The 21328-nt window shown below is 69.4% G+C and carries 18 protein-coding genes; 11 read left to right on the forward strand and 7 right to left on the reverse strand.

Annotated features, from left to right (window positions below):
- The first annotated feature begins 245 nt into the window (after window positions 1-245).
- From AAIL17_RS14530 to rpoH, 7 genes are all read left to right on the forward strand, one after another.
- Window positions 246-1946, forward strand: coding sequence for a DEAD/DEAH box helicase (locus AAIL17_RS14530; protein WP_424683570.1), 1701 nt, complete (start codon window positions 246-248; stop codon window positions 1944-1946).
- Window positions 1947-2222: 276 nt separating this feature from the next.
- Window positions 2223-2900, forward strand: a complete 678-nt coding sequence (gene ftsE / locus AAIL17_RS14535; RefSeq protein ID WP_424683571.1) for a cell division ATP-binding protein FtsE — start codon at window positions 2223-2225, stop codon at window positions 2898-2900.
- Window positions 2897-3868, forward strand: coding sequence for a permease-like cell division protein FtsX (gene ftsX, locus AAIL17_RS14540; protein ID WP_424683572.1), 972 nt, complete (start codon window positions 2897-2899; stop codon window positions 3866-3868). The genes ftsE and ftsX overlap by 4 nt, the downstream gene beginning before the upstream one ends.
- 94 nt (window positions 3869-3962) lie before the next feature.
- On the forward strand, window positions 3963-4799 hold the full coding sequence (locus tag AAIL17_RS14545) for a response regulator (RefSeq protein WP_424683573.1): 837 nt from the start codon (window positions 3963-3965) through the stop codon (window positions 4797-4799).
- The gene (ung, locus tag AAIL17_RS14550) at window positions 4796-5512 is read left to right on the forward strand and encodes a uracil-DNA glycosylase (protein ID WP_424683574.1); all 717 of its coding nucleotides are present in this window, start codon (window positions 4796-4798) and stop codon (window positions 5510-5512) included. Before AAIL17_RS14545 ends, ung begins: the two co-directional genes overlap by 4 nt.
- Window positions 5513-5568: 56 nt before the next feature.
- Window positions 5569-5874: a hypothetical protein gene (locus tag AAIL17_RS14555; protein WP_424683575.1), complete on the forward strand. Its 306-nt coding sequence runs from the start codon at window positions 5569-5571 to the stop codon at window positions 5872-5874.
- 239 nt (window positions 5875-6113) lie between these two features.
- The gene (gene rpoH, locus AAIL17_RS14560; RefSeq protein ID WP_424683576.1) at window positions 6114-6965 is read left to right on the forward strand and encodes an RNA polymerase sigma factor RpoH; all 852 of its coding nucleotides are present in this window, start codon (window positions 6114-6116) and stop codon (window positions 6963-6965) included.
- A 631-nt stretch (window positions 6966-7596) separates the two neighbouring features.
- Here rpoH and tal read toward each other — a convergent pair.
- From tal to AAIL17_RS14580, 4 genes are all read right to left on the reverse strand, one after another.
- A complete protein-coding gene (gene tal / locus AAIL17_RS14565; RefSeq protein ID WP_424683577.1) occupies window positions 7597-8550 on the reverse strand; it encodes a transaldolase in 954 nt (317 codons plus the stop codon).
- An 18-nt stretch (window positions 8551-8568) separates the two neighbouring features.
- Window positions 8569-9870: an NAD(P)/FAD-dependent oxidoreductase gene (locus tag AAIL17_RS14570; RefSeq protein ID WP_424683578.1), complete on the reverse strand. Its 1302-nt coding sequence runs from the start codon at window positions 9868-9870 to the stop codon at window positions 8569-8571.
- Window positions 9871-9971: 101 nt separating this feature from the next.
- On the reverse strand, window positions 9972-12137 hold the full coding sequence (locus AAIL17_RS14575) for a primosomal protein N' (protein ID WP_424683579.1): 2166 nt from the start codon (window positions 12135-12137) through the stop codon (window positions 9972-9974).
- Window positions 12138-12520: 383 nt separating this feature from the next.
- Complete coding sequence (locus tag AAIL17_RS14580; protein WP_424683580.1) at window positions 12521-13684, reverse strand: DUF3667 domain-containing protein; 1164 nt, start codon at window positions 13682-13684, stop codon at window positions 12521-12523.
- Between the two features lie 105 nt (window positions 13685-13789).
- Here AAIL17_RS14580 and AAIL17_RS14585 point away from each other — a divergent pair, with 105 nt between their 5' ends.
- Together AAIL17_RS14585 and sppA are read left to right on the forward strand one after the other, a co-directional pair.
- Entirely contained in the window at window positions 13790-15205 is a 1416-nt protein-coding gene (locus AAIL17_RS14585; RefSeq protein ID WP_424683581.1) for an MATE family efflux transporter, read from the forward strand.
- Between the two features lie 18 nt (window positions 15206-15223).
- Window positions 15224-17101 (forward strand): signal peptide peptidase SppA, encoded by a 1878-nt coding sequence (gene sppA, locus AAIL17_RS14590; protein WP_424683582.1) that lies wholly within the window; start codon window positions 15224-15226, stop codon window positions 17099-17101.
- 195 nt (window positions 17102-17296) lie between these two features.
- On the opposite strand, the gene AAIL17_RS14595 is transcribed toward sppA, so the two are convergent.
- On the reverse strand, window positions 17297-17506 hold the full coding sequence (locus AAIL17_RS14595; RefSeq protein WP_424683583.1) for a hypothetical protein: 210 nt from the start codon (window positions 17504-17506) through the stop codon (window positions 17297-17299).
- Window positions 17507-17584: 78 nt separating this feature from the next.
- Between AAIL17_RS14595 and AAIL17_RS14600 the strand changes: the two genes are divergently transcribed.
- Window positions 17585-18367, forward strand: coding sequence for an SDR family oxidoreductase (locus tag AAIL17_RS14600; RefSeq protein ID WP_424683584.1), 783 nt, complete (start codon window positions 17585-17587; stop codon window positions 18365-18367).
- Window positions 18368-18446: 79 nt separating this feature from the next.
- Here the strand turns inward: AAIL17_RS14600 and AAIL17_RS14605 are convergent, their stop codons facing one another.
- Window positions 18447-19112 carry a DUF4124 domain-containing protein gene (locus AAIL17_RS14605; protein WP_424683585.1) on the reverse strand — a complete coding sequence of 222 codons (666 nt, stop codon included), beginning with the start codon at window positions 19110-19112 and terminating at the stop codon, window positions 18447-18449.
- A 131-nt stretch (window positions 19113-19243) separates the two neighbouring features.
- Window positions 19244-20185, reverse strand: a complete 942-nt coding sequence (locus AAIL17_RS14610) for a DegV family protein (protein WP_424683586.1) — start codon at window positions 20183-20185, stop codon at window positions 19244-19246.
- 232 nt (window positions 20186-20417) lie between these two features.
- On the opposite strand from AAIL17_RS14610, the gene AAIL17_RS14615 reads away from it, so the two are divergent.
- Window positions 20418-21209 carry an AMP nucleosidase gene (locus AAIL17_RS14615; protein WP_424683587.1) on the forward strand — a complete coding sequence of 264 codons (792 nt, stop codon included), beginning with the start codon at window positions 20418-20420 and terminating at the stop codon, window positions 21207-21209.
- Window positions 21210-21328 lie beyond the last annotated feature (119 nt).

Below are 21328 nucleotides of genomic sequence, written 5' to 3' on the forward strand. Positions count from 1 at the left end.
GGAGGGTTCCGTTGTCATAGGCGAGCCGGCTCGAGCGCAGCCGGTTCGCCTATGCCAGCGGGGCCGTCGGTCGCAAGCCTCCACCGGCGGAGCCCAAGGCGGCAGCGCGCGCAGGACCGATCCGAAGCGATGATCGGCAGGACGCACGCGCAGCCGGCCGCCCCGCGACCTTCAACCGTTCCGCGCCTTTCCGGCCGCGGAGCCGGGCCCCGCTCCGCGGCCGCCCGCACCCATCCCAGTGACCCATGTCCGAAACCGTACTGACTGACACCTTCTTCACCAACTTCGACCTTCACCCGCTGCTGCAGCAGGGCCTCGCCGAGGCCGGCTTCACCCGCTGCACGCCGATCCAGGCACTGACCCTGCCGATCGCGCTGACCGGCCGCGACGTCGCCGGGCAGGCGCAGACCGGCACCGGCAAGACCTGCGCCTTCCTGGTCGCGCTGATGAATCGCCTGCTGACCCAGCCGGCGGTCGCCGAACGCAAGGATTCCGATCCGCGCGCGCTGATCATCGCCCCGACCCGCGAGCTGGCCATCCAGATCGACAAGGACGCGCGCAACATCGGCCGCCACACCGGCCTGAAGACCGCGCTGATCTACGGCGGTGTCGACTACGACAAGCAACGCCAGCAGCTCAAGGACGGCTGCGACATCATCATCGCCACGCCCGGCCGCCTGCTCGACTACTACAAGCAGCAGGTGTTCGGCTTCAACGGCGTCGAGGTGATGGTGGTCGACGAGGCCGACCGCATGTTCGATCTCGGCTTCATCAAGGACGTGCGCTTCATCTTCCGCCGCCTGCCGGCGCGCGAGCAGCGCCAGGTGCTGCTGTACTCGGCCACGCTCAGCCACCGCGTGCTGGAGCTGGCCTACGAGCACATGCACGAGGCCGAGAAGCTGGTGGTCGAAACCGACCACGTCACCGCCGACAAGGTGCGCCAGGTCGTCTACTTCCCGGCCAAGGAAGAAAAGATGCCGCTGCTGCTCAACCTGCTGGAGCGCGAGAACCCCAGCCGCAGCATCATCTTCGTCAACACCAAGGCCGCCGCCGAGCGCATCACCGAGCGGGTCAAGCGCCAGGGCTACCGCGTCGGCGCGCTGTCCGGCGACGTGCCGCAGCTGAAGCGCCAGAAGCTGCTGCAGCGCTTCCAGGACGGCCAGCTCGACATGCTGGTGTGCACCGACGTGGCCGCGCGCGGCCTGCACATTCCCGCGGTCAGCCACGTCTTCAACTACGACCTGCCGCAGGATGCGGAGGACTACGTGCACCGCATCGGACGCACCGCGCGCCTGGGCGCCGAGGGCGATGCGGTCAGCTTCGCCTGCGACCTGTACGCGATGAGCCTGCCGGACATCGAGACCTACATCGGGCAGAAGATCCCGGTGGCGACGGTCGAGCCGGAACTGCTGGTGATGCCCAAGCCGCGCGAGATCGATCCGCAGTTCGCCGCGCAGGCCGCGGCCGACAGCGCGCAGTTCGGCGACCGGGTCGAGCCGCGCGGTGACGAGCGCAAGGGACCGCGCAGCGGTTCCCGTCGTGGCCGCGATGGCGAACGCGGTCCGCGCGAAGCTCGGCCGCCGCGCGCGCCGCGGCCGCCGCGTACGGAAGGCGAGGTGGCGGTGGCAGCCGAGCCGGGCGTGGTCGCCGCCGGCCCGGCCGTACCGGCCGGCGCTCCGGCACCGGAGGGTGGCGAAGGCCCGCACAAGCGGCGCCGTCGCCGTGGCGGCCGTGGCCGTCGCCGCGAAGGTGGCGAGCACGCTGCAACGCAGGCTGCGACGCCGGTGGAGAGCCGCGTGCCGCATGGCGAGCGCAAGCCGCCGCGCGAGCGTGCCGCCGGTCCGTCGCGGCCGTCGCGGCAGGTGGCGGTGCAGTCGGGCGTGGAATCGGCCGGCAAGAAACCGGGCTTCTTCCGCCGACTGACGCGCCTGTTCACCGGGCGCTGAACGCGTTCGATCCTTCTCCCTCCGGGGAGAAGGTGCCCGAAGGGCGGATGAGGGGCGGGGCTCGCGCTGGGCTCCATCAAAGCCACGCTTCGACGAAACCGTGTCGCAAGAGTGACCCCTCACCCCAACCCTCTCCCCGGCGGGGAGAGGGAGCTTGGTTGGTGGCAACCGGGTGACCCCGCGGAAGCGGGAGCTTCTTCCGCGCTAGATGGGCACCAACCGCACCAGGCATTCCCGTATCCTTTGCCCCTGGTGCGGGACAAGGAACCACACGCGGTGATCCGCTTCGACCAGGTGAGCAAGCGCTACGAGGGCGGCCACGAGGCACTCTCGCAACTGTCCTTCGAGGTGGCGGCCGGCGAGATGGCCTTCGTCACCGGCCATTCCGGCGCCGGCAAGAGCACCCTGCTCAAGCTGATCGCGCTGATCGAGCGGCCCTCGCACGGGCAGATCGTGGTTGACGGGCAGGCTCTCGCCAAGGTCGGCACCGGCGGTATCCCGAGGCTGCGGCGGCGCCTCGGCATGGTGTTCCAGGACCATCGCCTGCTGATGGACCGCACGGTATTCGCCAACGTCGAGCTGCCGCTGACGATCGGCGGCATCGCGCCGGCCGAACGCAGCCGCCGCGTGCGCGCGGCGCTGGAGAAGGTCGGCCTGTTGTCCTACGAGCGCCAGTTGCCCGACTCGCTCTCCACCGGCGAGCAGCAGCGCGTGGGCATCGCCCGCGCCATCGTGGCGCGGCCGGCGGTACTGATCGCCGACGAACCGACCGGCAATCTCGATCCGCAACTGGCGGTGGAGATCATGGGACTGTTCGCCGAGTTCCAGGAGATCGGCACCACCGTGCTGGTGGCCAGCCACGACCTGCCGCTGATCAAGCGCATGCACAAGCGCGTGGTGGTGCTCGACCACGGCCGGCTGGTGGCCGACATCGCGGCGGAGGAGGTGCTGTGAACGCGCCCGTCGCCACCGAAAAAGCCGCGCCCCGCAGCGAGCGCAGCCAGGCCCGCCGCTTCGGCGGCTGGCGCGAGCACCATGGCTGGAGCGCGGCGGCGAGCCTGCGCCGGCTCGGCGGCCGCCCGCTCGGCACGCTGATGACCGTCGCCGTGCTGGGCCTGGCGCTGGCGCTGCCGCTGGCGTTCTATCTGCTGCTGGCCAACGTGCAGTCGATGGGCGGCGCGCTGGGCCAGAACCCGGCGATCAGCGTGTTCCTCAAGGCCGACCAGGCTGGCGCGCAGGCCAACCTGCTGGCCGGCGAGCTGCGCCAGCGCGCGGACGTGGCGGCAGTGGCCGTCAAGACGCCGCAGCAGGGCCTGGACGAACTGGCGACGCTGCAGGGCTTCTCCGGGGCCGCGCACGCGCTGGACGATGCCAACCCGTTGCCCTGGGTGCTGGTGGTGCAGCCCCGGGCCGGGCTGGATGCCGCGGCGGCGGGCAAGCTGGTCGAAGCGCTGCGCGGCGAACGTGCGGTCGACCTGGTGCAGGACAGTGGCCAGTGGCGGCAGCGGCTGGACGCCCTGCTGGGCGTCGGCCATCGCGCGGTGCTGGTGCTGGCCGTGCTGCTCGCGCTCGCCGCGCTGCTGGTGGTCGGCAACACCGTGCGTACCGACATCGCCGGGCGCAGCGAGGAGATCGGGGTATTGATGTTGCTGGGCGCCAGTCGCGCCTTCGTGCGCCGGCCCTACCTGTATGCCGGGATCTGGTATGGCCTGTTCGGCGGCGTGCTGGCCTCGCTGCTGGCGCTGGCGATCGAACTGGCGCTGGCCGGTCCGGCCGCCGAGCTCGATCGCGCCTATGGCGGCAGCCTCACACTGGGTGCGCTTCCCTGGTGGCTGTTGCTGGCCGTACCACTGGCATCGGCCGTGCTGGGCTGGATCGGCGCGCGGCTGGTCAGCGCCCGGCAGTTGCGCAAGGCGGCCTAGTGATCGCCTTCGCAACCCGCGCTCGGCGCGATGGTGCAAGATAGCCCCGATTGCGCGCGGGGCGTACACGGGGTTGGATGTGGATGGGTGGGGCATGAATGCAGGCATCGGCAGCCGTGGCGCCGGCACCGCTCCGCGGGTGCTGGTGGTGGACGGCTCCAAGGTGGTGCGCCAGCTGATCACGCGCGTACTCAAGGCCGAGCTGCCCGAAGCCGAGCTGGTCGGTTGCGGCAGCGGTGCCGAGGCGCGCGAGCTGATCGAACAGGGCCCGTTCGACTTCATCACCATCGCGCTGCGCCTGCCTGACATGGACGGGCTGGAACTGGCCCGCCACGTACGTGAATCGGCGCAGGCCTACGTGCCGATCGTGGTGGTGTCCGGCGACGTCGACACCCGCCTGCACAAGCGCGAACTGGGCGACGTCACCGACTATTTCGACAAGTCGCTGGGCTTTCAGGCGCTGGCCGACTTCATCCGGGGCTACGTGCGGCCGGAGGACACCGCCGAAGGCACCGTGCTCTACGTCGAGGACAGCCGCGTGGTGGCGCTGGCCACCCGCCGCATGCTGGAAAAGATCGGCCTGACCGTGCGCCACGTGGTCAGCGTGGAGGACGCCCTGGCCATGCTGGAGACCGACCGCGCGCAAGGCCGTATCGGCGCCGACGTGGTGCTCACCGACGTCAGCCTGAAGGGCGAGCTTACCGGCGGCGACCTGCTCGAGCGGATCCGCAGCCAGTTCGGCTACGGCAAGGGGCAGCTGCCCGTGCTGGTGATGACCGGCGACGAGAACCCGGCCAACCAGGCCGCGCTGCTCAAGGCCGGCGCCAACGACCTGGTCGAGAAGCCGGTCGAGGAAAAACTGCTGGTCACCAAGCTGCTGTTCCAGTTGCGTGTGGCCAGGCACCTGCGCGAGCGGACCGAGGGCGCGTGAGCGAGACCGCCGAGGCCGAACGCATCCGCCTGGAGCCTTCCTGGAAGGCGCGCCTGGGCGATTACCTGGAACGCACCGACATGCGTGCGCTGGCCGGCTTCCTGCGCGCCGAGAAGCGTGCCGGCAAGGTGCTCTATCCGCCCGGGCCGGAGATCTTCAACGCCTTCGCGCATACGCCCTTCGACAAGGTGCGGGTGGTGATTCTGGGCCAGGACCCCTACCACGGCCCCGGCCAGGCGCACGGGTTGTGTTTCTCGGTCCGCCCGGGCGTGCCGGTGCCGCCCTCGCTCGTCAACATCTTTGCCGAGATCGAGCGCGACCTCGGCATTCCGCGTCCGGACCACGGTTGCCTCACGCCCTGGGCCGACCAGGGCGTGCTGCTGCTCAACAGCGTGATGACGGTCGAGCAGGGCCGCGCCGGCGCGCACCAGAACAAGGGCTGGGAAGGCTTCACCGACGCTGCCATCGAGGCGCTGAACCACGAGCGCCAGGGGCTGGTGTTCCTGCTCTGGGGCGCCTACGCGCAGCGCAAGGGCCGCCTGGTCGATCCGAACCGGCACCTGGTGCTGAGCTCGGTGCATCCTTCGCCGCTTTCCGCGCACCGGGGTTTCATCGGCAACGGGCATTTTTCCGCCGCCAACCGTTACCTGGAGAGCCACGGTCAGCCACCGATCGACTGGTCGCTACCGCTGCGCTCACGGCTGGCCGCTTGACCGGCAAGAGGACTGCCGGCAGTTTACGGAAAGGTTTCCAGGCAGGGAGCAGGACCATGCAAAACCGTTGGCTCGGCATTCTCCTCGCGCTTGCCGTCGCCTGGCCGTTGGCCGGTGCGGCGGCCATTCGCGATGGGGCGCAACACTTCCCCCGCTTCGAACAGCTCGATGCCAATCACGACGGTTTGCTCAGCCGTTCGGAGTTGCCCAACAGCCTGCAGGACATGCGGGCGCACTTCAGCCAGTACGCCTACGTCGGCGGGCGCATTTCGCAGGACACGTACGCCCGATACGTCGCCTACGCCAACGTGCCCGACGGTGTGTGGGTCACGCTGGCGGAATCTGGCACCCGCGACCCGTAATAGCCCTGCCGGGCCGCGGCTGAAGCAGCGGCCTCGGTGGACGCACCGCCGTACCCCGGTTCACGACCGATAGATCGGCCACGTGAACAATGGCTGCTGGCCACACGGCAAAGGGCTGGCATCGCCGCCTGGATTGCTGTACGATTCGGTTCATTAAATCCCGCAGCCGAAACTTTTCGGTGCTTTAGCACTCTCAACGGTGGAGTGCTAAGCTGCGTTTTACTTGCCGGAGGTTCCAAATGTCCCAAGCCTTGGTGACCGCCAACCTGCCGATCCCCAGCGTCGTTGGCAGCCTGGATGCCTACATTTCTGCCGTGCATCGCATCCCGGTGCTCAGCCACGACGAGGAGCAGGCGCTGGCGCGCCGCTTCAACGAAGAGAACGACCTCAACTCGGCCAAGAGGCTGGTGATGTCGCACCTGCGCTTCGTGGTCCACGTGGCCCGCGGCTATTCGGGCTACGGCCTGCAACTGGGCGACCTGATCCAGGAAGGCAATATCGGCCTGATGAAGGCGGTCAAGCGCTTCGACCCGGACCAGGGCGTGCGCCTGGTCAGCTTCGCGGTGCACTGGATCCGCGCCGAGATGCACGAGTTCATCCTGCGCAACTGGCGCATCGTGAAGGTCGCCACGACCAAGGCCCAGCGCAAGCTGTTCTTCAACCTGCGCAAGAGCAAGAAGCGCCTGGGCTGGATGAACGCCGAGGAAGTGCGTCTGGTCGCCCATGACCTGGGCGTGCCGGAGGCGACTGTGCGCGAGATGGAGTCGCGCCTGTCCGGCCGCGACATCGGTTTCGAGGCCCCGGCCGATGCGGACGACGACGCCAAGCCCGCACCGGAAGCCTTCCTGGTCGACGACGGCGCCGATCCGTACGACAACGTGTCCGACGCCGACCAGGCCGACAACCAGATGGAGACCCTCTCCACCGCATTGGCCAAGCTCGACGACCGCTCGCGCGACATCATCCAGCGTCGCTGGCTCAACGAGGACAAGGCCACGTTGCAGGACCTGGCCGACGAGTACGGCGTATCGGCCGAGCGTATCCGCCAGGTCGAGGCGAACGCGATGAAGAAGATGCGCGCGCTGTTCTGATCCGCGCCATCATCACGGCAGATGACAAAAGCGGCCCTCGTGGCCGCTTTTGCTTTTACGCTTCTGCTCCCTCTCCCCTCCGGGGAGAGGGTTGGGGTGAGGGGTCGGGGCTCGCGGGGAGGTTTGTTTTGTCTGTCGCTCTTGCGGGACGCCTCCGCGACCTGGCTCGCCTGCGGCGGGCTTCCGATCGCCTGACGGCGCTCGGGTCACTTTTCTTTGCTGGCCCAAAGAAAAGTAACCAAAAGAAACGGCCTGCTCAGCCCGGTGAGGGATAAGAGCTAGGTGCCATCTCGCCTTGATGGGTAAGCGCCTGCTCTTAGAGGAGCTGCCGCCGCTTTACCCGCGGGCGCTCGGGAGTTGAGGCGAGGGAGGCATGCAGTGTGTTTGACGGCATCGGCGTTGGCCGCCCTTTCGTGTGCGAACGCATCCCGCGGTGTCGAGGGGCTGCGGTTGAGGGGCTGGCGGGCTGAAGCCCATCCTACTCAGCGCACCGTAGAGTGGACTTCAGCCCACCAGCAGGTCGCAGGGAAGCCTCACAAGAGCGACAGACAAAGCCATGTCCCCGTGGGCATCCCGCGAGCCCCGGTTCCTCACCCAGCCTCTCCCCGGAGGGGAGAGGGAGCAAGGTGCGTCAGAGCCGTTCGGCGAGCAGCTTCTCCAACTGGCGCTGGTCCGCTGCGAACTTGCGGATGCCCTCGGCCAGCTTGTCGCTGGCCATCGCATCCTCGTTCATGCCCCAGCGGAAACGCGCCTCGTCCATCGCCGGCGGCCGCTCGGTGCGGGTGCCATCGTCGGACAGGCGCCGTGGCAGCGCCTCCTCCGAGGCGTCCAGCTGTTCCATCAGGTCCGGGCTGATGGTCAGGCGGTCGCAGCCAGCCAGCGCCTGGATCTGCCCCACGTTGCGGAAGCTCGCGCCCATCACCACGGTGTCGTAGCCGTGCGTCTTGTAGTAGCGGTAGATGCGCCGCACCGACTGCACACCCGGATCCTCGTCCGGCGCGTACTGCTTGACGCCGGTATTGGCCACGTACCAGTCCATGATGCGGCCGACGAACGGCGAGATCAGGAACACGCCCACCTCGGCGCTGGCCACCGCCTGCTCGAAGGCGAACAGCAGCGTCATGTTGCACTGGATGCCGCGGCGCTCCAGCTCGCGCGCGGCGCGCACGCCCTCCCAGGTGGACGCCAGCTTGATCAGCACGCGATCGCGCTTGATGCCCGCGTCCTCGTACATCCCGATCAGCCGTTCGGCCTTGGCGATGCTGGCATCGGTGTCGAACGACAGGCGTGCGTCGACCTCGGTGGAGACACGTCCGGGCACCAGCTCGAGGATCTTGCGTCCGACCGCCACCGCCAGGTGGTCGCCGGCATCGAGCAGTTGCTGCTCGCGCGAATGGCTCTTTGCCCGCGCCCAGGCCAGCGACTCTTCCAGCAGCGAGGCGTAGCTGCTCTGCGTGATGACCTTGAGCAGCAGCGAGGGATTGGTGGTGGCGTCGACCGGCCGCCAGCGGGCGATCGCGTCGATGTCGCCGGTATCGGCGACGACGGTGGTGTATTGGCGCAGTTGTTCGAGTTGGGAGGGCACGATGAAAGGTCCGAGGCTTCAGGGAATGTCGGTGGGGCGTTCGTCCGCGGCGGGTACGGCTTCCGCGTCGGCGCCGGTGACGATGCGGGCGTGGCGCTCGTAGGTCCAGTACGCCCAGGCCCAATCCAGCAGCACCACCAGGCGGTTGCGGAAGCCGATCAGGAAGTAGATGTGGGCGACCAGCCAGACCCACCATGCCGGCGGACCGGACAGGCGCAACCGTCCGAATTGTGCCACCGCCGCCATGCGTCCGATGGTGGCGAGCGCGCCCTGATCTTTGTAGTGGAACGGAGCGGGTGTCGAATCGGCGTCGAGGCGTGCGCGGATGCGGTGGGCCACATGGCGCCCCATCTGCTTGGCGGCGGGCGCCACGCCCGGCACCGGCGTGCCGTCGGCGCGCTCGATGCAGGCCAGGTCGCCGACCACGAACACCTCCGGGTGCGCGGGCAGGCTGAGATCCGCGGCCACCCGCACGCGGCCTGCGCGGTCGACCGGCGCATCCAGTCGCCGGCCCAGCGGCGAGGCGGCCACGCCGGCGGCCCACAACACGGTGCAGGCGTCGAGCCGGGTCTCCCCGAGGCACACGCCGTCGCCATCGATCGCCGTCACCGCGGTGCCGGTCAGCACCTCCACGCCCAGCCGTTCGAGTTGGCGCTGCGCCTTGGCCGAAAGCGCTGGATCGAACGCCGCCAGCAGCCGCGGGCCGGCTTCGACCAGCAGCACGCGCGCGAGGCGCGGGTCGCTGCGGCGGAACTCGCGCGGCAGCGTGTGCCGCGCGATCTCGGCCAGCGTGCCGGCCAGTTCCACGCCGGTCGGGCCGCCGCCGACTACCACGAAGTTGAGCCAGGCCTGGCGCCGCGCCGGGTCATCCTCGCGCTCGGCGCGTTCGAAGGCGAGCAGCACGCGGCGGCGGATCGCGAAGGCGTCGTCCAGCGTCTTCAGCCCGGGCGCCCAGCGCGCCCAGTCGTCGTGGCCGAAGTAGGCGTGGGTGGCGCCGGTGGCGACGACCAGGAAGTCGTAGTCGAGCGTTTCGCCGGCAAAGCGCACGCGCCGTGCGGCGAGATCCACGTCCAGCGCCTCGTCGAGCAGCACCGTGGCGTTGTCCTGCCTGCGCAGGATCTGTCGCAGCGGCGCGGCGATCGAGGGCGCCGACAGTCCGGCGGTGGCGACCTGGTAGAGCAGCGGCTGGAACAGATGATGGTTGCGCCGGTCCACCAGGGTGATGCGTACCGGCGCATCGGCCAGTCCGCGCGCGGCGGCCAATCCACCGAAACCGCCGCCGAGGATCACGACGTGGGGAAGCGCCGGGCCTTCATCCATGGGCTTGCCTTTGCAGGGATCTGTCCCGTCTATTCTCCCACCTGGCGCGCGCAAACCGAATACGCGTGGCCCCTAGGGCAGCGACGGGACGCGCGACGTTTTCAGTAGAGATCGATCGGATCGACGTCGAGCGACCAGCGCACGCGGCGCGCCGATGGCAGCCCGGCAAGCGCGTGCGGCCATGGTCGCAGCGCGGCGTGCAGCGGCCCACGGGCGTCCGCCTCGATCAGCAGTTGTCCGCGATGGCGGCCGGCGCGCAGCGGCATCGGCGCGGGCATCGGCCCGGCGACGCGCAGCGCCGGATCGGCAGGCAGGGCGGCGAGCGCCTCGGCGAGGAAGCCATCGACGGCTGCACGCTGGTGCGCCTCCACGCGCAGCAACGCCTGGTGGCTGTACGGCGGCAGCATCGCTTGTCGTCGTTCGGCCAGCAGTTCGCGTGCGGCGGCCGCATAGCCCTGCGCGAGCAGGCCGCGCAGCAGCGGATGGTCGGGATGGTGCGTCTGCAGCAGCACGCGGCCGGGCTTGCGTGCGCGGCCGGCGCGCCCGGCCACCTGCACGACGAGCTGGGCCAGCCGCTCGCCGGCGCGGAAGTCCACGCTGTGCAGGCCTTCGTCCACGCCGACGATGGCCACCAGCGTGAGGTTGGGCAGGTCGTGGCCCTTGGCCAGCATCTGCGTGCCGACCAGGATCGCGGCGGCGTCGTCCTGGAGACCTTCGAGCAGTTGCTCGAAGGCGTCGCGGCGGCGGGTGGTTTCGCGGTCGATGCGCCATACCGGCACGTCGGGAAAGCGCGCCGCCAGGGCTTCTTCCAGCCGCTCGGTGCCCTGGCCCTGGGGCTTGAGTTCGGCGCCGCCGCAAGCAGGGCAGGTACCTGGCACGGCCGCGTGGCGGTCGCAGTGGTGGCAGACCAGCGTGCGCCGCTGCGCGTGCAGCGTCATCGGGCGCTCGCAGCGCGGGCATTCGGCGTGCCAGCCGCAGGCATGGCACAACAGTACGGGTGCGTAGCCGCGGCGATTGCGGAACACCAGCGCCTGTTCGCCGCGGGCGACCGTCTCGGCCACCGCCGCCAGCAGCGCGGGCGACAGGCCGTGGTCAAGCCGCTGCGCGCGCATGTCGACGATCTGCACCTGCGGCGGCTGCACTGCGCCGGGACGCGCGCGCAGGTGGAGCGCGCGATAGCGCCCGGCCTCGACGTTGGCCAGCGACTCCAGCGACGGCGTGGCCGAACCCAGCAGCACCGGCACGCCCAGCGCCCGGCCGCGCACCAGCGCCAGGTCGCGTGCGTGGTAGCGGAAGCCTTCCTGTTGCTTGTAGGCGCCGTCGTGCTCCTCGTCGACCACGATCAGCCCGGCCTGCGGCAACGGGGTGAACACCGCCGAGCGGGTACCCAACACCACGCGCGCCTCGCCGCTGCGCGCACGCAGCCAGGCGCGCGCGCGTTCGCCTTCGGCGAGGTTGGAATGAATCACCTCCACCGGCACGCCCAGCCGCTCGCGTAGGCGGCGCACGGTCTGCGGCGCCAGGCCGATCTCCGGCACCAGCAGCAGGGCCTGCCTTCCGGCTGCGAGCGCCTGGGCGATCAGCGCCAGGTAGACCTCGGTCTTGCCGCTGCCGGTGACGCCATCGAGCAGGAACGGCTGGAAACGGCCGAACGCGCTCGCAATCGCGTCCACCGCGGCCTGCTGTTCGGTGCTCAGCGGCGGCGCGGGGTTGGGAGCCGCTGCCGCCGGCGCGGGCGCGCGTTGCTCGACCAGCCCCGCCTCCAGCAGGCGGCGTGCGGCGGGGCGCCAACCGGGCAGGGCGACGTCCAGCTCCGCGGCGCCTTGCGACGCGCCGGCCAGCAGATCGAGCAGCGACCGGCTGGAGCCACGCCGGCTGCCGGCGTCGCGTGCGCTCTGCCCGGCCACGGTGAGTGCGTACCACGGCTCGCTCGTTTCCGGCAGCGGCCTCGGCTCGCGCAGCGCCAGCGGCAGCGCGTTGGCGTAGGCCTCGCCCGGCGCGGCCAGCCAGTAGTCCGCGGCCCAGGCGAGGGTCTGCATCAGCTCGGCATCGAGCAGCGGACCGTCGTCCAGCACGCGCAGCACGCTCTTCAGGCGCGTGCCCGCCACGGCGGCCTCGACGTCGGTCGCCACCACCACGCCCACCATCTTCTTTCGCCCGAACGGCACCAGCACGCGGCTGCCGGCCGCCACGCCGCCGGCGGGGGACAGGTAGTCGAACAGGCGGGCGAGCGGAACCGGCAGGGCGACGCGGACGACGGCGGGCATGGCGACCTCGTGGGCGGCCCAGTGTAACGGCTCGCGCGCGGTGCCCTGCGGCCGGGCGCCGGCTTGCTGCCCTGTCATCTAGGAATAGTTCCTAAGTGACTCTCCTCCGGCGGAAATTTCCCTTATCCACAAAGCTTGTGGATAAGTCTGTGGACGGCCCGGGGAGAGCGTGGTCAAAGCCCTGTCACGATGCCCTCGCGTACGCGCTGGGCAAAAAATAACCAGCAAATTTAGGACCTAACAATCAATGACTTGCGCGTCCGCATGTGACGCTGTTCACGTACGGCTCATGCCGTCTGGAGCGCCCTTGACAGCCCCATGACGCTGTGCACAACCGCCATGACAGGCAGTTTTCCGGTCGGCTGAGGCCGCTATCGGGCGGTTCAGTGCCCGGCGCCCAGGACGAGCGCCAGACCCAGCACCGTGGACAGCAGCCAGAAGTAGCACCAGCCCACGAACCAGTACTTGACCACGGTCATCGGCCAGCGCTGGTGGTAGATGCGCTTTTGCATCGCCAACAGGTAGACCGGCATCCACAACAGCACGGCCCCCTGCAGATAACCGAGGGCATGGCCGGTCCATGCCAGGTGCGGCCGCAGCCAGGTCGAAAGCATGCCGATTACGGTCACCAGCAATAGCGCGAGAAACAGGAAGGCATGGCTGTGCAGCGCCACGATCAGGTGCTCCATGTAGAGCCGGCGCTTGAACACGTAGAACAGTTTCAGCAACAGGGCGAAGATCGGGATCATCACGACCATCGCCTGCGGCAGCACGGCGAACACGCCCGTGATCAGCCGCTCCCGGGCCAACTGGCGGGCCTCCGGGTTCTCGTCGTCGAAGGCCTCCTTGATGTTGGCCAGCATGCGGTGCACGTAAAGATCCAGCCGCTCGTTCATGAACTGCGGCAACCAGGCGACGTGGACGATCTGATGGTCCATTTTGCTGGTCAGGTGCACCGGGCGATCAGGGCCCGCTACGTCGTCCGCCGCGGCACTGGACGCCCGTGCCGGCGCCTTGCCCAACTCGGTCAGGCGCATGTTTGCCTGCTCGCGCAACTTGTTCTCGGCAGCATCGATTCCGGGCAATGCGACCGTCGGCACGGTCTTGCGCGTGACTTCGAGCGCGCCGAGGCTCTCGGCCAACTTGGTCTGCACTTCCTGCGCGGTACGCGCCTGGGCGAACGTGTTCTCTCCGCCTCCTGTCCTCGCTGTCGCGCGCTTGTTCACCACCACGTCCACCGCCAGGTGGAAGGCAAAGAACGCCAGCAGGCACAGCACGAACATCAGCCGGAACGGGGCGACGTAGCGCTGGCGGCGCCCGGAGAAATATTCGAGCGTGAGGAAGCCGGGTTTGGTCAGCAGCGGCGGCAGCGTGTGGAAGATGCGTCCGTCCACGTGCAGGAACATATCCATGCCGTCTTCGAGCATGTGATGCACGGGCTTGAGCACGCTGTGCACGGACTGGCCGCAGTGGTGGCAGAACTCGCCTTCCAGCGGCGTGGCGCAGTTGGCGCAATGCAGCGTGCCGGCTTCGGTCAGCTCGTTCATGAGGTACCGCCCCTATGAAAGCGTGCGATCTTGGCACAGCAGGCCGCGCGGGGCAGCCCTGCCGACTCGGCTAGAATGGCGCGCCCTCCCTGGATGCAAGAGCCGATGAAGACCATCGATCGCGCGCGCGTCGTGCACGAGGTCGGCGCCACCGTGCGCCTGGCCCTGCCGCTGGTGGCCGCGCAACTGGCGGCGGTCGGCACCAACGTGGTCGACGCGGTGCTCTCCGGGCATTTCAGCGCGCACGTGCTGGGCGCGGTGGCGGTGGGCACCAGCGTGTGGACGCTGGCGATCGTCAGCGGCATCGGCGTGATGATGGCGGTGCCGCCGTCGGTCGCGCAGCTCGATGGCGCCAACCGGCGGCCGGAAGTGGGCGCGGTGTTCCGCCAGGCGTTGTGGCTGGCGGTGATGCTGGGCGCGCTGCTGTGGTTCGGCGTGCGCCATGCCGAACCGCTGGTCAACCTTATCGGCGTGACGCCGGGCTTGCGTCACGACGTCAACGAATTCCTGCATGCGATCAGTTGGGGCGCGCCGGCGCTGGCGTGCTATTTCACCCTGCGCGGCTTGTCCGAGGGTCTGTCGCTGACGCGGCCGTCGATGATGTTCAGCCTGGGCGGCCTGGCCGTGCTGGCGCCGCTGGGCTACGTCTTCATGTTCGGCAAGCTGGGCCTGCCGCCGCAGGGCGCGCGCGGCTGCGGCATCGCCACGGCGCTGGTGCTGTGGCTGGAGATGCTGGGCTTCCTCGTCTATGTGCTGTGCCATCGCAACTACCGCGGGCTGAACCTGTTCGAGCGCTTCGAGTGGCCGCACTGGCGGCGCATCGGCGCGTTGCTGCACATCGGCCTGCCGATGGCGGTGACGCTGCTGGCCGAGGCCGGACTGTTCGTGGCCACGGCGTTGCTGATCGGCACCATGGGCGAGGACGTCGTGGCCAGCCACCAGGTGGCGATCAACGTGGCCTCGGTATTCTTCATGGTCCCACTCGGCCTAGCCATGGCGATCACCGTGCGCGTCGGCAATGCGGTGGGCCGCAACGACGCGCGCGGCGTGCGCTATGCCGGCTTCTGCGGCATCGGCCTTGCACTGGTCACGCAACTGGTCTCGGCTACGCTGATGCTGGGCCTGCCGCATGCGATCGCCTCGCTGTACACCGGCAACGCCACGGTGATCGCGCTGGCCGCGCAGTTGCTGGTGCTGGCCGGCCTGTTCCAGTTCTCCGACGGCATCCAGGTCGCCTCCAACGGGGCGTTGCGCGGCCTGAAGGACACCCGCGTGCCGATGGCGATCACCCTGTTCGCCTACTGGGGCGTGGGCATGCCGGTGGGCTGGTGGCTGGCGTTCCGGCACGGCCTGGGCGCGCGCGGCATGTGGATGGGGCTGATTGCGGGCCTTAGCGTGGCGGCGGTGCTGCTGTTCACGCGTTTCTGGCGCAGCGCCTGGCGGCACCGCTGGCAGGCGGTCCCGCCGGAAGACAGCATGACGGTGCGTTCGCAAGCGGTTACGCTCAACGATCATCTCTAGCACGCCCAGGATCGACCGATGAGCACCCCGCCGCCGCTGCACCGCCCGAACGGATTCTGGGCCTTCCTGCGGGTGATCGGGCGCGGCTTCAACGTGGTGCGGCTGGTGATCCTCAACCTGGTGTTCTTCGCGCTGCTGTTCGTGGTGCTGCTGCTGATCGTCGGCGGCGTGGCCGGCAACCGGCTGGCGCACACCATCAAGGACGGCAGCGTGCTGGTGCTGCAGCCCAAGGGCGAGCTGGTCGAGCAGTACAGCATCGAGCCGCTGCAGCGCGCGCTGCAGAGCCTGTCCGGCGAGCCGCCGAAGCAGGTGCAGATGCGCGACCTGGTCGGCGCCATCGACGCCGCCGCGCACGACAAGCGGATCAGCCGCATCCTCCTGCTGCCGGACGAGCTCAAGGGCGGCGGCTTCGCCACGCTGCGCGAGGTCGGCGCGGCGCTGGACCGCTTCCGCGCCGCCGGCAAGCCGGTGATCGTGTGGGGCGTGAACTTCGACCAGGGCCAGTACTACCTGGCCGCGCACGCCGACCGCATCCTGCTCGACCCGCAGGGCGGCGTGATGATCACAGGGCTGGCCAGCTACCGGCTGTTCTACAAGGACCTGCTCGACAAGCTCGGCGTGGACGTGCACCTGTTCCGCGTCGGCCGCTACAAGAGCGCCGCCGAGCCCTACATCCTCGACCACGCCTCGGACGACTCCAAGGCCGCCGACCGCTTCTGGATGGGCGGCCTGTGGGACGAATACATCGACGAGGTGGCCAAGCTGCGCCAGCTCGACCCGGCGGTGTTCCGCGCCGACATCGACAACCTGCCCGACGCCATCGCACGCACCCAGGGCGACCTGGCGCAACTGGCGCAGGACGAACACCTGGTCGACGGCACCGCCACTCGCGCGCAGCTCGACGCGATGATGCGCAAGGCCGGCGTGCCGGCCGGCGACAAGCCGCAGGAGGGCTTCCGCCAGGTCGAGCTTTCGCGCTACGTCGCCAACCTCGAGCACGACAGCCCGTTCGCCCCGGGCGTGGCGGTGGTGGTGGCCGAAGGCGAGATCGTCGGCGGCCGCCAGCCGCAGGGCAGCGTAGGCGGCGACTCGACGTCCGCGCTGATCCGCGCCGCGCGGCACGACCGGCGCACGAAGGCGCTGGTGCTGCGCATCAACTCGCCCGGCGGCGAGGTCTACGCCGCCGAGCAGATCCGTCGCGAGGTCGAGCTGACCCGCAAGGCCGGCATCCCGGTGGTGGTCTCGATGGGCAACGTGGCGGCCAGCGGCGGCTACTGGATCGCGATGAATGCCGACCGCATCGTCGCCGATCCCAACACGATCACCGGCTCGATCGGCATCTTCGGCATGTACTACGCCGTGCCCGGCGCGCTGGACAAGATCGGCATCCACAGCGACGGCGTGGGCACCGGGCCGATGGCCGGTGCCTTCGACATCACCCGGCCGCTCGATCCGAAGGCCGGCGCGGTGATCCAGGCGATCATCGACAAGGGCTACCGCGACTTCGTCGGCAAGGTGGCGCAGGCGCGTGGCAAGACCTTCGATGCCATCGACACGATCGCCCAGGGCCGCGTGTGGACCGGCCGCCAGGCGCTGGAGCGTGGCCTGGTCGACCAGCTCGGCGGCATGGACGCTGCGCTCGACGCGGCGGCGTCGCTGGCCAAGCTGGGCAAGGACTACCACGTGCACTACGTCGAGGCGCCGCTGGGCGGCTTCGAGCAGTTCCTGGTGGGCATGAACCAGAGCGCGATGCTGCAGGTGGCCCAGGGCTACGGCCTGCGCCTGCCGTCGTGGCTGGCCGAGCTGCCCCAATTGGCGCCCGAACTCAAGCTGCTGCGCCATGCGCAGGCCGGCCGGCCGAACGTCTACGCCTACTGTTTCTGCGCGCCGCGCTGAAGGCGCTCCGAGTCCTTCCCCCGTTCACGGGGGAAGGTGCCCGCAGGGCGGATGGGGGAGGCCTTGCGAAAGGCTCGACCGTGCGCCTCGCCCTAGAGCGCCCCCATCCGCCTGTCGGCACCTTCCCCCGCGTTCACGAGGGAAGGGCTCGATAGCGGGCATCGCGGCTTCGATCCTGCGTCCATCGGATGGTGGCTACTGCCCGGCGTCGTCCAGCGCCTTCTGCTGCTCCTTGGCGTGGTCGTCGACCAGCTTCTGCACGTCCTTGGCTTTCTGTTCGTCCTTTTTCATGTCGTCCCACGGCGTGGCCACGCGCTTGGACGTGGCAGTGGCCTGCGGTTCGGGCGCCTTGTTCGAGCAACCGGCGAGCGCGAGCAGGCAGGCGAGCGGCAGCAATGGCTTCATGGTGATCCCCAGGTCGACCAGGCTGCAGTGTCCCGCCGCCCGGCGATCGCGGCAAGCGCATCGGCTAAGCTCTTGCCCATGAACCTGCGCACCGACGCCTGGCAGCTCACCGGCCACACCGCCCTGATCACCGGCGCCAGCAAGGGCATCGGCCTGGCCGTCGCGCGCGAGCTCGGCGGCCTGGGCGCCGACCTGCTGCTGGTGGCGCGCGACGACGTGCACCTCGAACAGGTTCGCGCCGAACTCGCCGAAGACCTGCCCGGCCGTGAGGTGCTGGCCTTCGGCGCGGACCTGACCGATGAGGAAGAACGTCTGGCGGTGTTCGACTGGATCGCGGACATCGACGCGCCGGTCTCGCTGCTGGTCAACAACGCCGGCGGCAACGCGCCCGACGCCACGCTCGCGTATGAAAGCGCGGACTACCGCGCCATCTTCGAGCAGAACCTGTTCAGCGCCTTCGAGATGTGCCGCCTGGCGCATCCGCACCTGGTCGAGCATGGCAACGCGGCGATCGTCAACGTGGGCTCGGTGTCCGGCGCCTTGCACGTGCGCACCGGCTCGCCCTACGGCATGACCAAGGCCGCGCTGCACCAGCTCACCCGCAACCTGGCGGTGGAGTGGGCGGTCGACGGCATCCGCGTCAACGCGGTGGCGCCCTGGTATATCCGCACGCAGCGTTCGGAACCGGCGCTGGCCGATCCGGACTACCTCGAGGAGGTGCTCGAGCGCACGCCGCTCAAGCGTATCGGCGAGCCGGAGGAGGTGGCTGCTGCGGTGGCCTTCCTGTGCCTGCCGGCGGCCGGCTACATCACCGGGCAGGTGCTGGCGGTGGATGGCGGGTTCTTGAGCTACGGTTTCTAGCCTTCCGTAGGGTGGGCTTCAGCCCACCGCCCTCGCGCCGCCGAGCATGGTGGGCTGAAGCCCATCCTAAGGATCCGGTTCACCCGCCGCAGTTGGCCAGTTGCGCCTGCAGCTGCGCCTCGCGCTTCTCCAGCGGCGGACGCTGGCTCTTGAACGCGTTGTTGAGCTTGTGCTCGTTCTTGTCGTAGGCGTCCTGCAGGGCCTGGCAGGTCTCCTCGACGTCGAGCTCGCGGCACTGGTCCTGCACCCACACGTAGTTGTTCGCCACCAGGCCGGAGGTGACGCGGCCGCGGTTGGCCTCCGGCGCGGAGATGCCGGCGGCGCCGCGGTCGGGTCCGTACACCTCCGACAGCGGCAGCTGCTCGGCACCGAGCACACCGTAGGGCGCCTGGTAGGGCGGTGGGTTGCCGTTGTCGCTGAGATAGGTCTTGCCGTCGGTGGCGCGCACGCAGGTGTACATCACCGGCAGCGGCGCGGTGGGCTGGGGCGCCGGTGGCGGCGGTGCTTGTTCGGGCGGGGCCACAGGCGCCGGTGGTGCGGTGGCAGGCAGCGGGGCCGCGGGTGCGTCGGCCACCTGCATCGTGCGCTGCCGCTGGCCCGCGGGGCAGGGCGTGTCCTGGTAGGTCACCCGGCCGTCGGCGGCGGTGCATTCGTAGACGGTGGTCGCCGCACAGGCATGCCGCACATGGCCGACGGCGAGCAGGCCGAGGGCCAGCAACATGGAGGCGGGCAGGAGGCGGCGCATGGGGTGGATTCTAGGGCTGCGCGGGTGAACCGGATGCGGGCTTGGAGTTCGTCCTTGCCGGGCTTACCGCGAGCCTCGCCCTTCACCCTCATTCCTATGAGAAGAGGGAACGGTGCGCGCGTGCTGGAGTTTCAGAAATCGGGCTCGTGTTCCTCGGCGGCGAAGCCGAGCGTGACCGCGCCCTCGCCGACGTTGACCATGCCGGTGATGCTCATCGGTGCTTCCAGCAGGGTCACGCCGGTCTCCTCGCAGGCCTGGCGCAGACCGTCGTAGCCGGGCAGCTTGGCCAGCTCGGCCAGGTTGCCGCCGTAGCTGACGCACACCACCGGCACCATCAACCCGGCGCGCACACGGCGCGCGGCGTAGCCGAACAGCGTCTCGGCGCCGTGCTCGAAGCCGCGTACCTTGCCGACCGGGCCGGTTTCGCCGCGGAAGCAGCGCAGCAGCGGCTTGATGTCCAGCGCCGTGCCGACCACCGCGCTGAACAGGCTGACGCTGCGGTCGCCGCGCTTGCGGGTGCGGCTGCGCAGGTGGTGCAGGTCGCGCGGCAGCATGTAGGCGTAGGTATGGTTGGCGATCAGGCCCAGCCGTTCGCGGATGGCGGGCGGCGCCTCGCCGGCGCGGATCAGCCGGGTCGCCTCGAACACCGCCGGGCCCTCGCCGGCGAACACGTTGCGCGTGTCGACCACGCGCATCAGGAACGGCCCCGGCACGCCCGCGCGGTCGCGCACCTCGCGGTAGTTCTTGAGGATTGCGAAGCTGGCCTTGAGCACGTGCTCGTGGATCGGGCTGCGCGTGGCGGTGATGGTCAGGCAGAACACGCAATCGTGTTCCAGCACCAGCTTGTCCAGAAACAGCCTTTGCACGTCCTCGACCGAGCAGGGCTCGGTTTCCGCCGCATGGGTGCCGGCCAGCTTCATGTAGAGGAAGCGCTCGATCTCTTCCTGGTCGCGGTCGTCCTTGAACACGCTGCCGTCGAGCTTCACGGCGATCGGCATGACCGCGATGTTGTGTTCCCGGAGGAACGCCTGCGGCAGGTCGCAGGATGCGTCGATCGCCAAGCCCATCCGCATCGTGTCATTCCCCCTTGGTCAATGACGCGCCGAACATAACACGCGCGTCGATGCTGTGACCTGGGTCTGGCTGCGCGGTTCCCGACAGGCTTATCGGCCTGTGCGAAGCCGGCTTGAGTGACGGCCGCGGGCCGCTCCCCGTAGAATGGCGCGGACTCGAGAAATGGTCCCTGCCGGCGTGGCGTCGCCGGCGCGCGTGCCGCGACCGCGGCGCGTTTTCCCGGGATACCCCATGAAAGACAAGCAAGCGATCGTCTCCAACTGGCTGCCGCGCTATACCGGCACGCCGCTGGAGCAATTCGGCCAGCACATCCTGCTGACCAATTTCGGCCTATATGTGGAGCTGTTCGCCCAATGGCACGGCGTCGAAGTGCAGGGCCGCGACCGGCCGATGCCCAACGCCACCGCCGACGGCATCACCCTGATCAACTTCGGCATGGGCAGCCCCAATGCCGCGACGGTGATGGACCTGTTGAGCGCCGTGCAGCCGCAGGCCGCGCTGTTCCTGGGCAAGTGCGGCGGGCTCAAGAAGAAGAACCAGCTCGGCGACCTGGTGCTGCCGATCGCCGCGATCCGCGGCGAGGGCACCTCCGGCGACTACCTGCTGCCGGAGGTGCCGGCGCTGCCGGCGTTCCAGTTGCAGCGCGCGGTCTCCACCATGATCCGCGACCTCGGCCACGACTACTGGACCGGCACCGTCTACACCACCAACCGGCGCGTATGGGAGCACGACGAGGCGTTCAAGGATTATCTGCGTCGCACCCGCTGCATGGCGGTGGACATGGAAACGGCGACGATCTTCGCCGCCGGCTTCGCCAACAAGATCCCCTGCGGCGCGCTGCTGCTTGTGTCGGACCAGCCGATGATCCCCGAAGGCGTCAAGACCGAGGCCAGCGACCGCAGCGTGACCGAGAAGTACGTCGAGGCGCACATCCGCATCGGCATCGAGGCGCTCAAGCTGGTGCGCCGCAACGGGCGCAGCGTGAAGCACCTGCGCTTCGAGGACGAGATGGAAGGCGAGTGAGCATCCATGCCCTCCCCGCTCGGGGAGGGCGTGCGGACCCGCAGAAACATGCGCCGTGCGTCGCGCCCGCATCGCATCGCTTTCACCCGCGCATGACCGCGCCCGCGGCAAGGTAGGGC

This window comes from Frateuria sp. YIM B11624, from assembly GCF_049727805.1.
GTDB lineage: Bacteria > Pseudomonadota > Gammaproteobacteria > Xanthomonadales > Rhodanobacteraceae > Frateuria_A.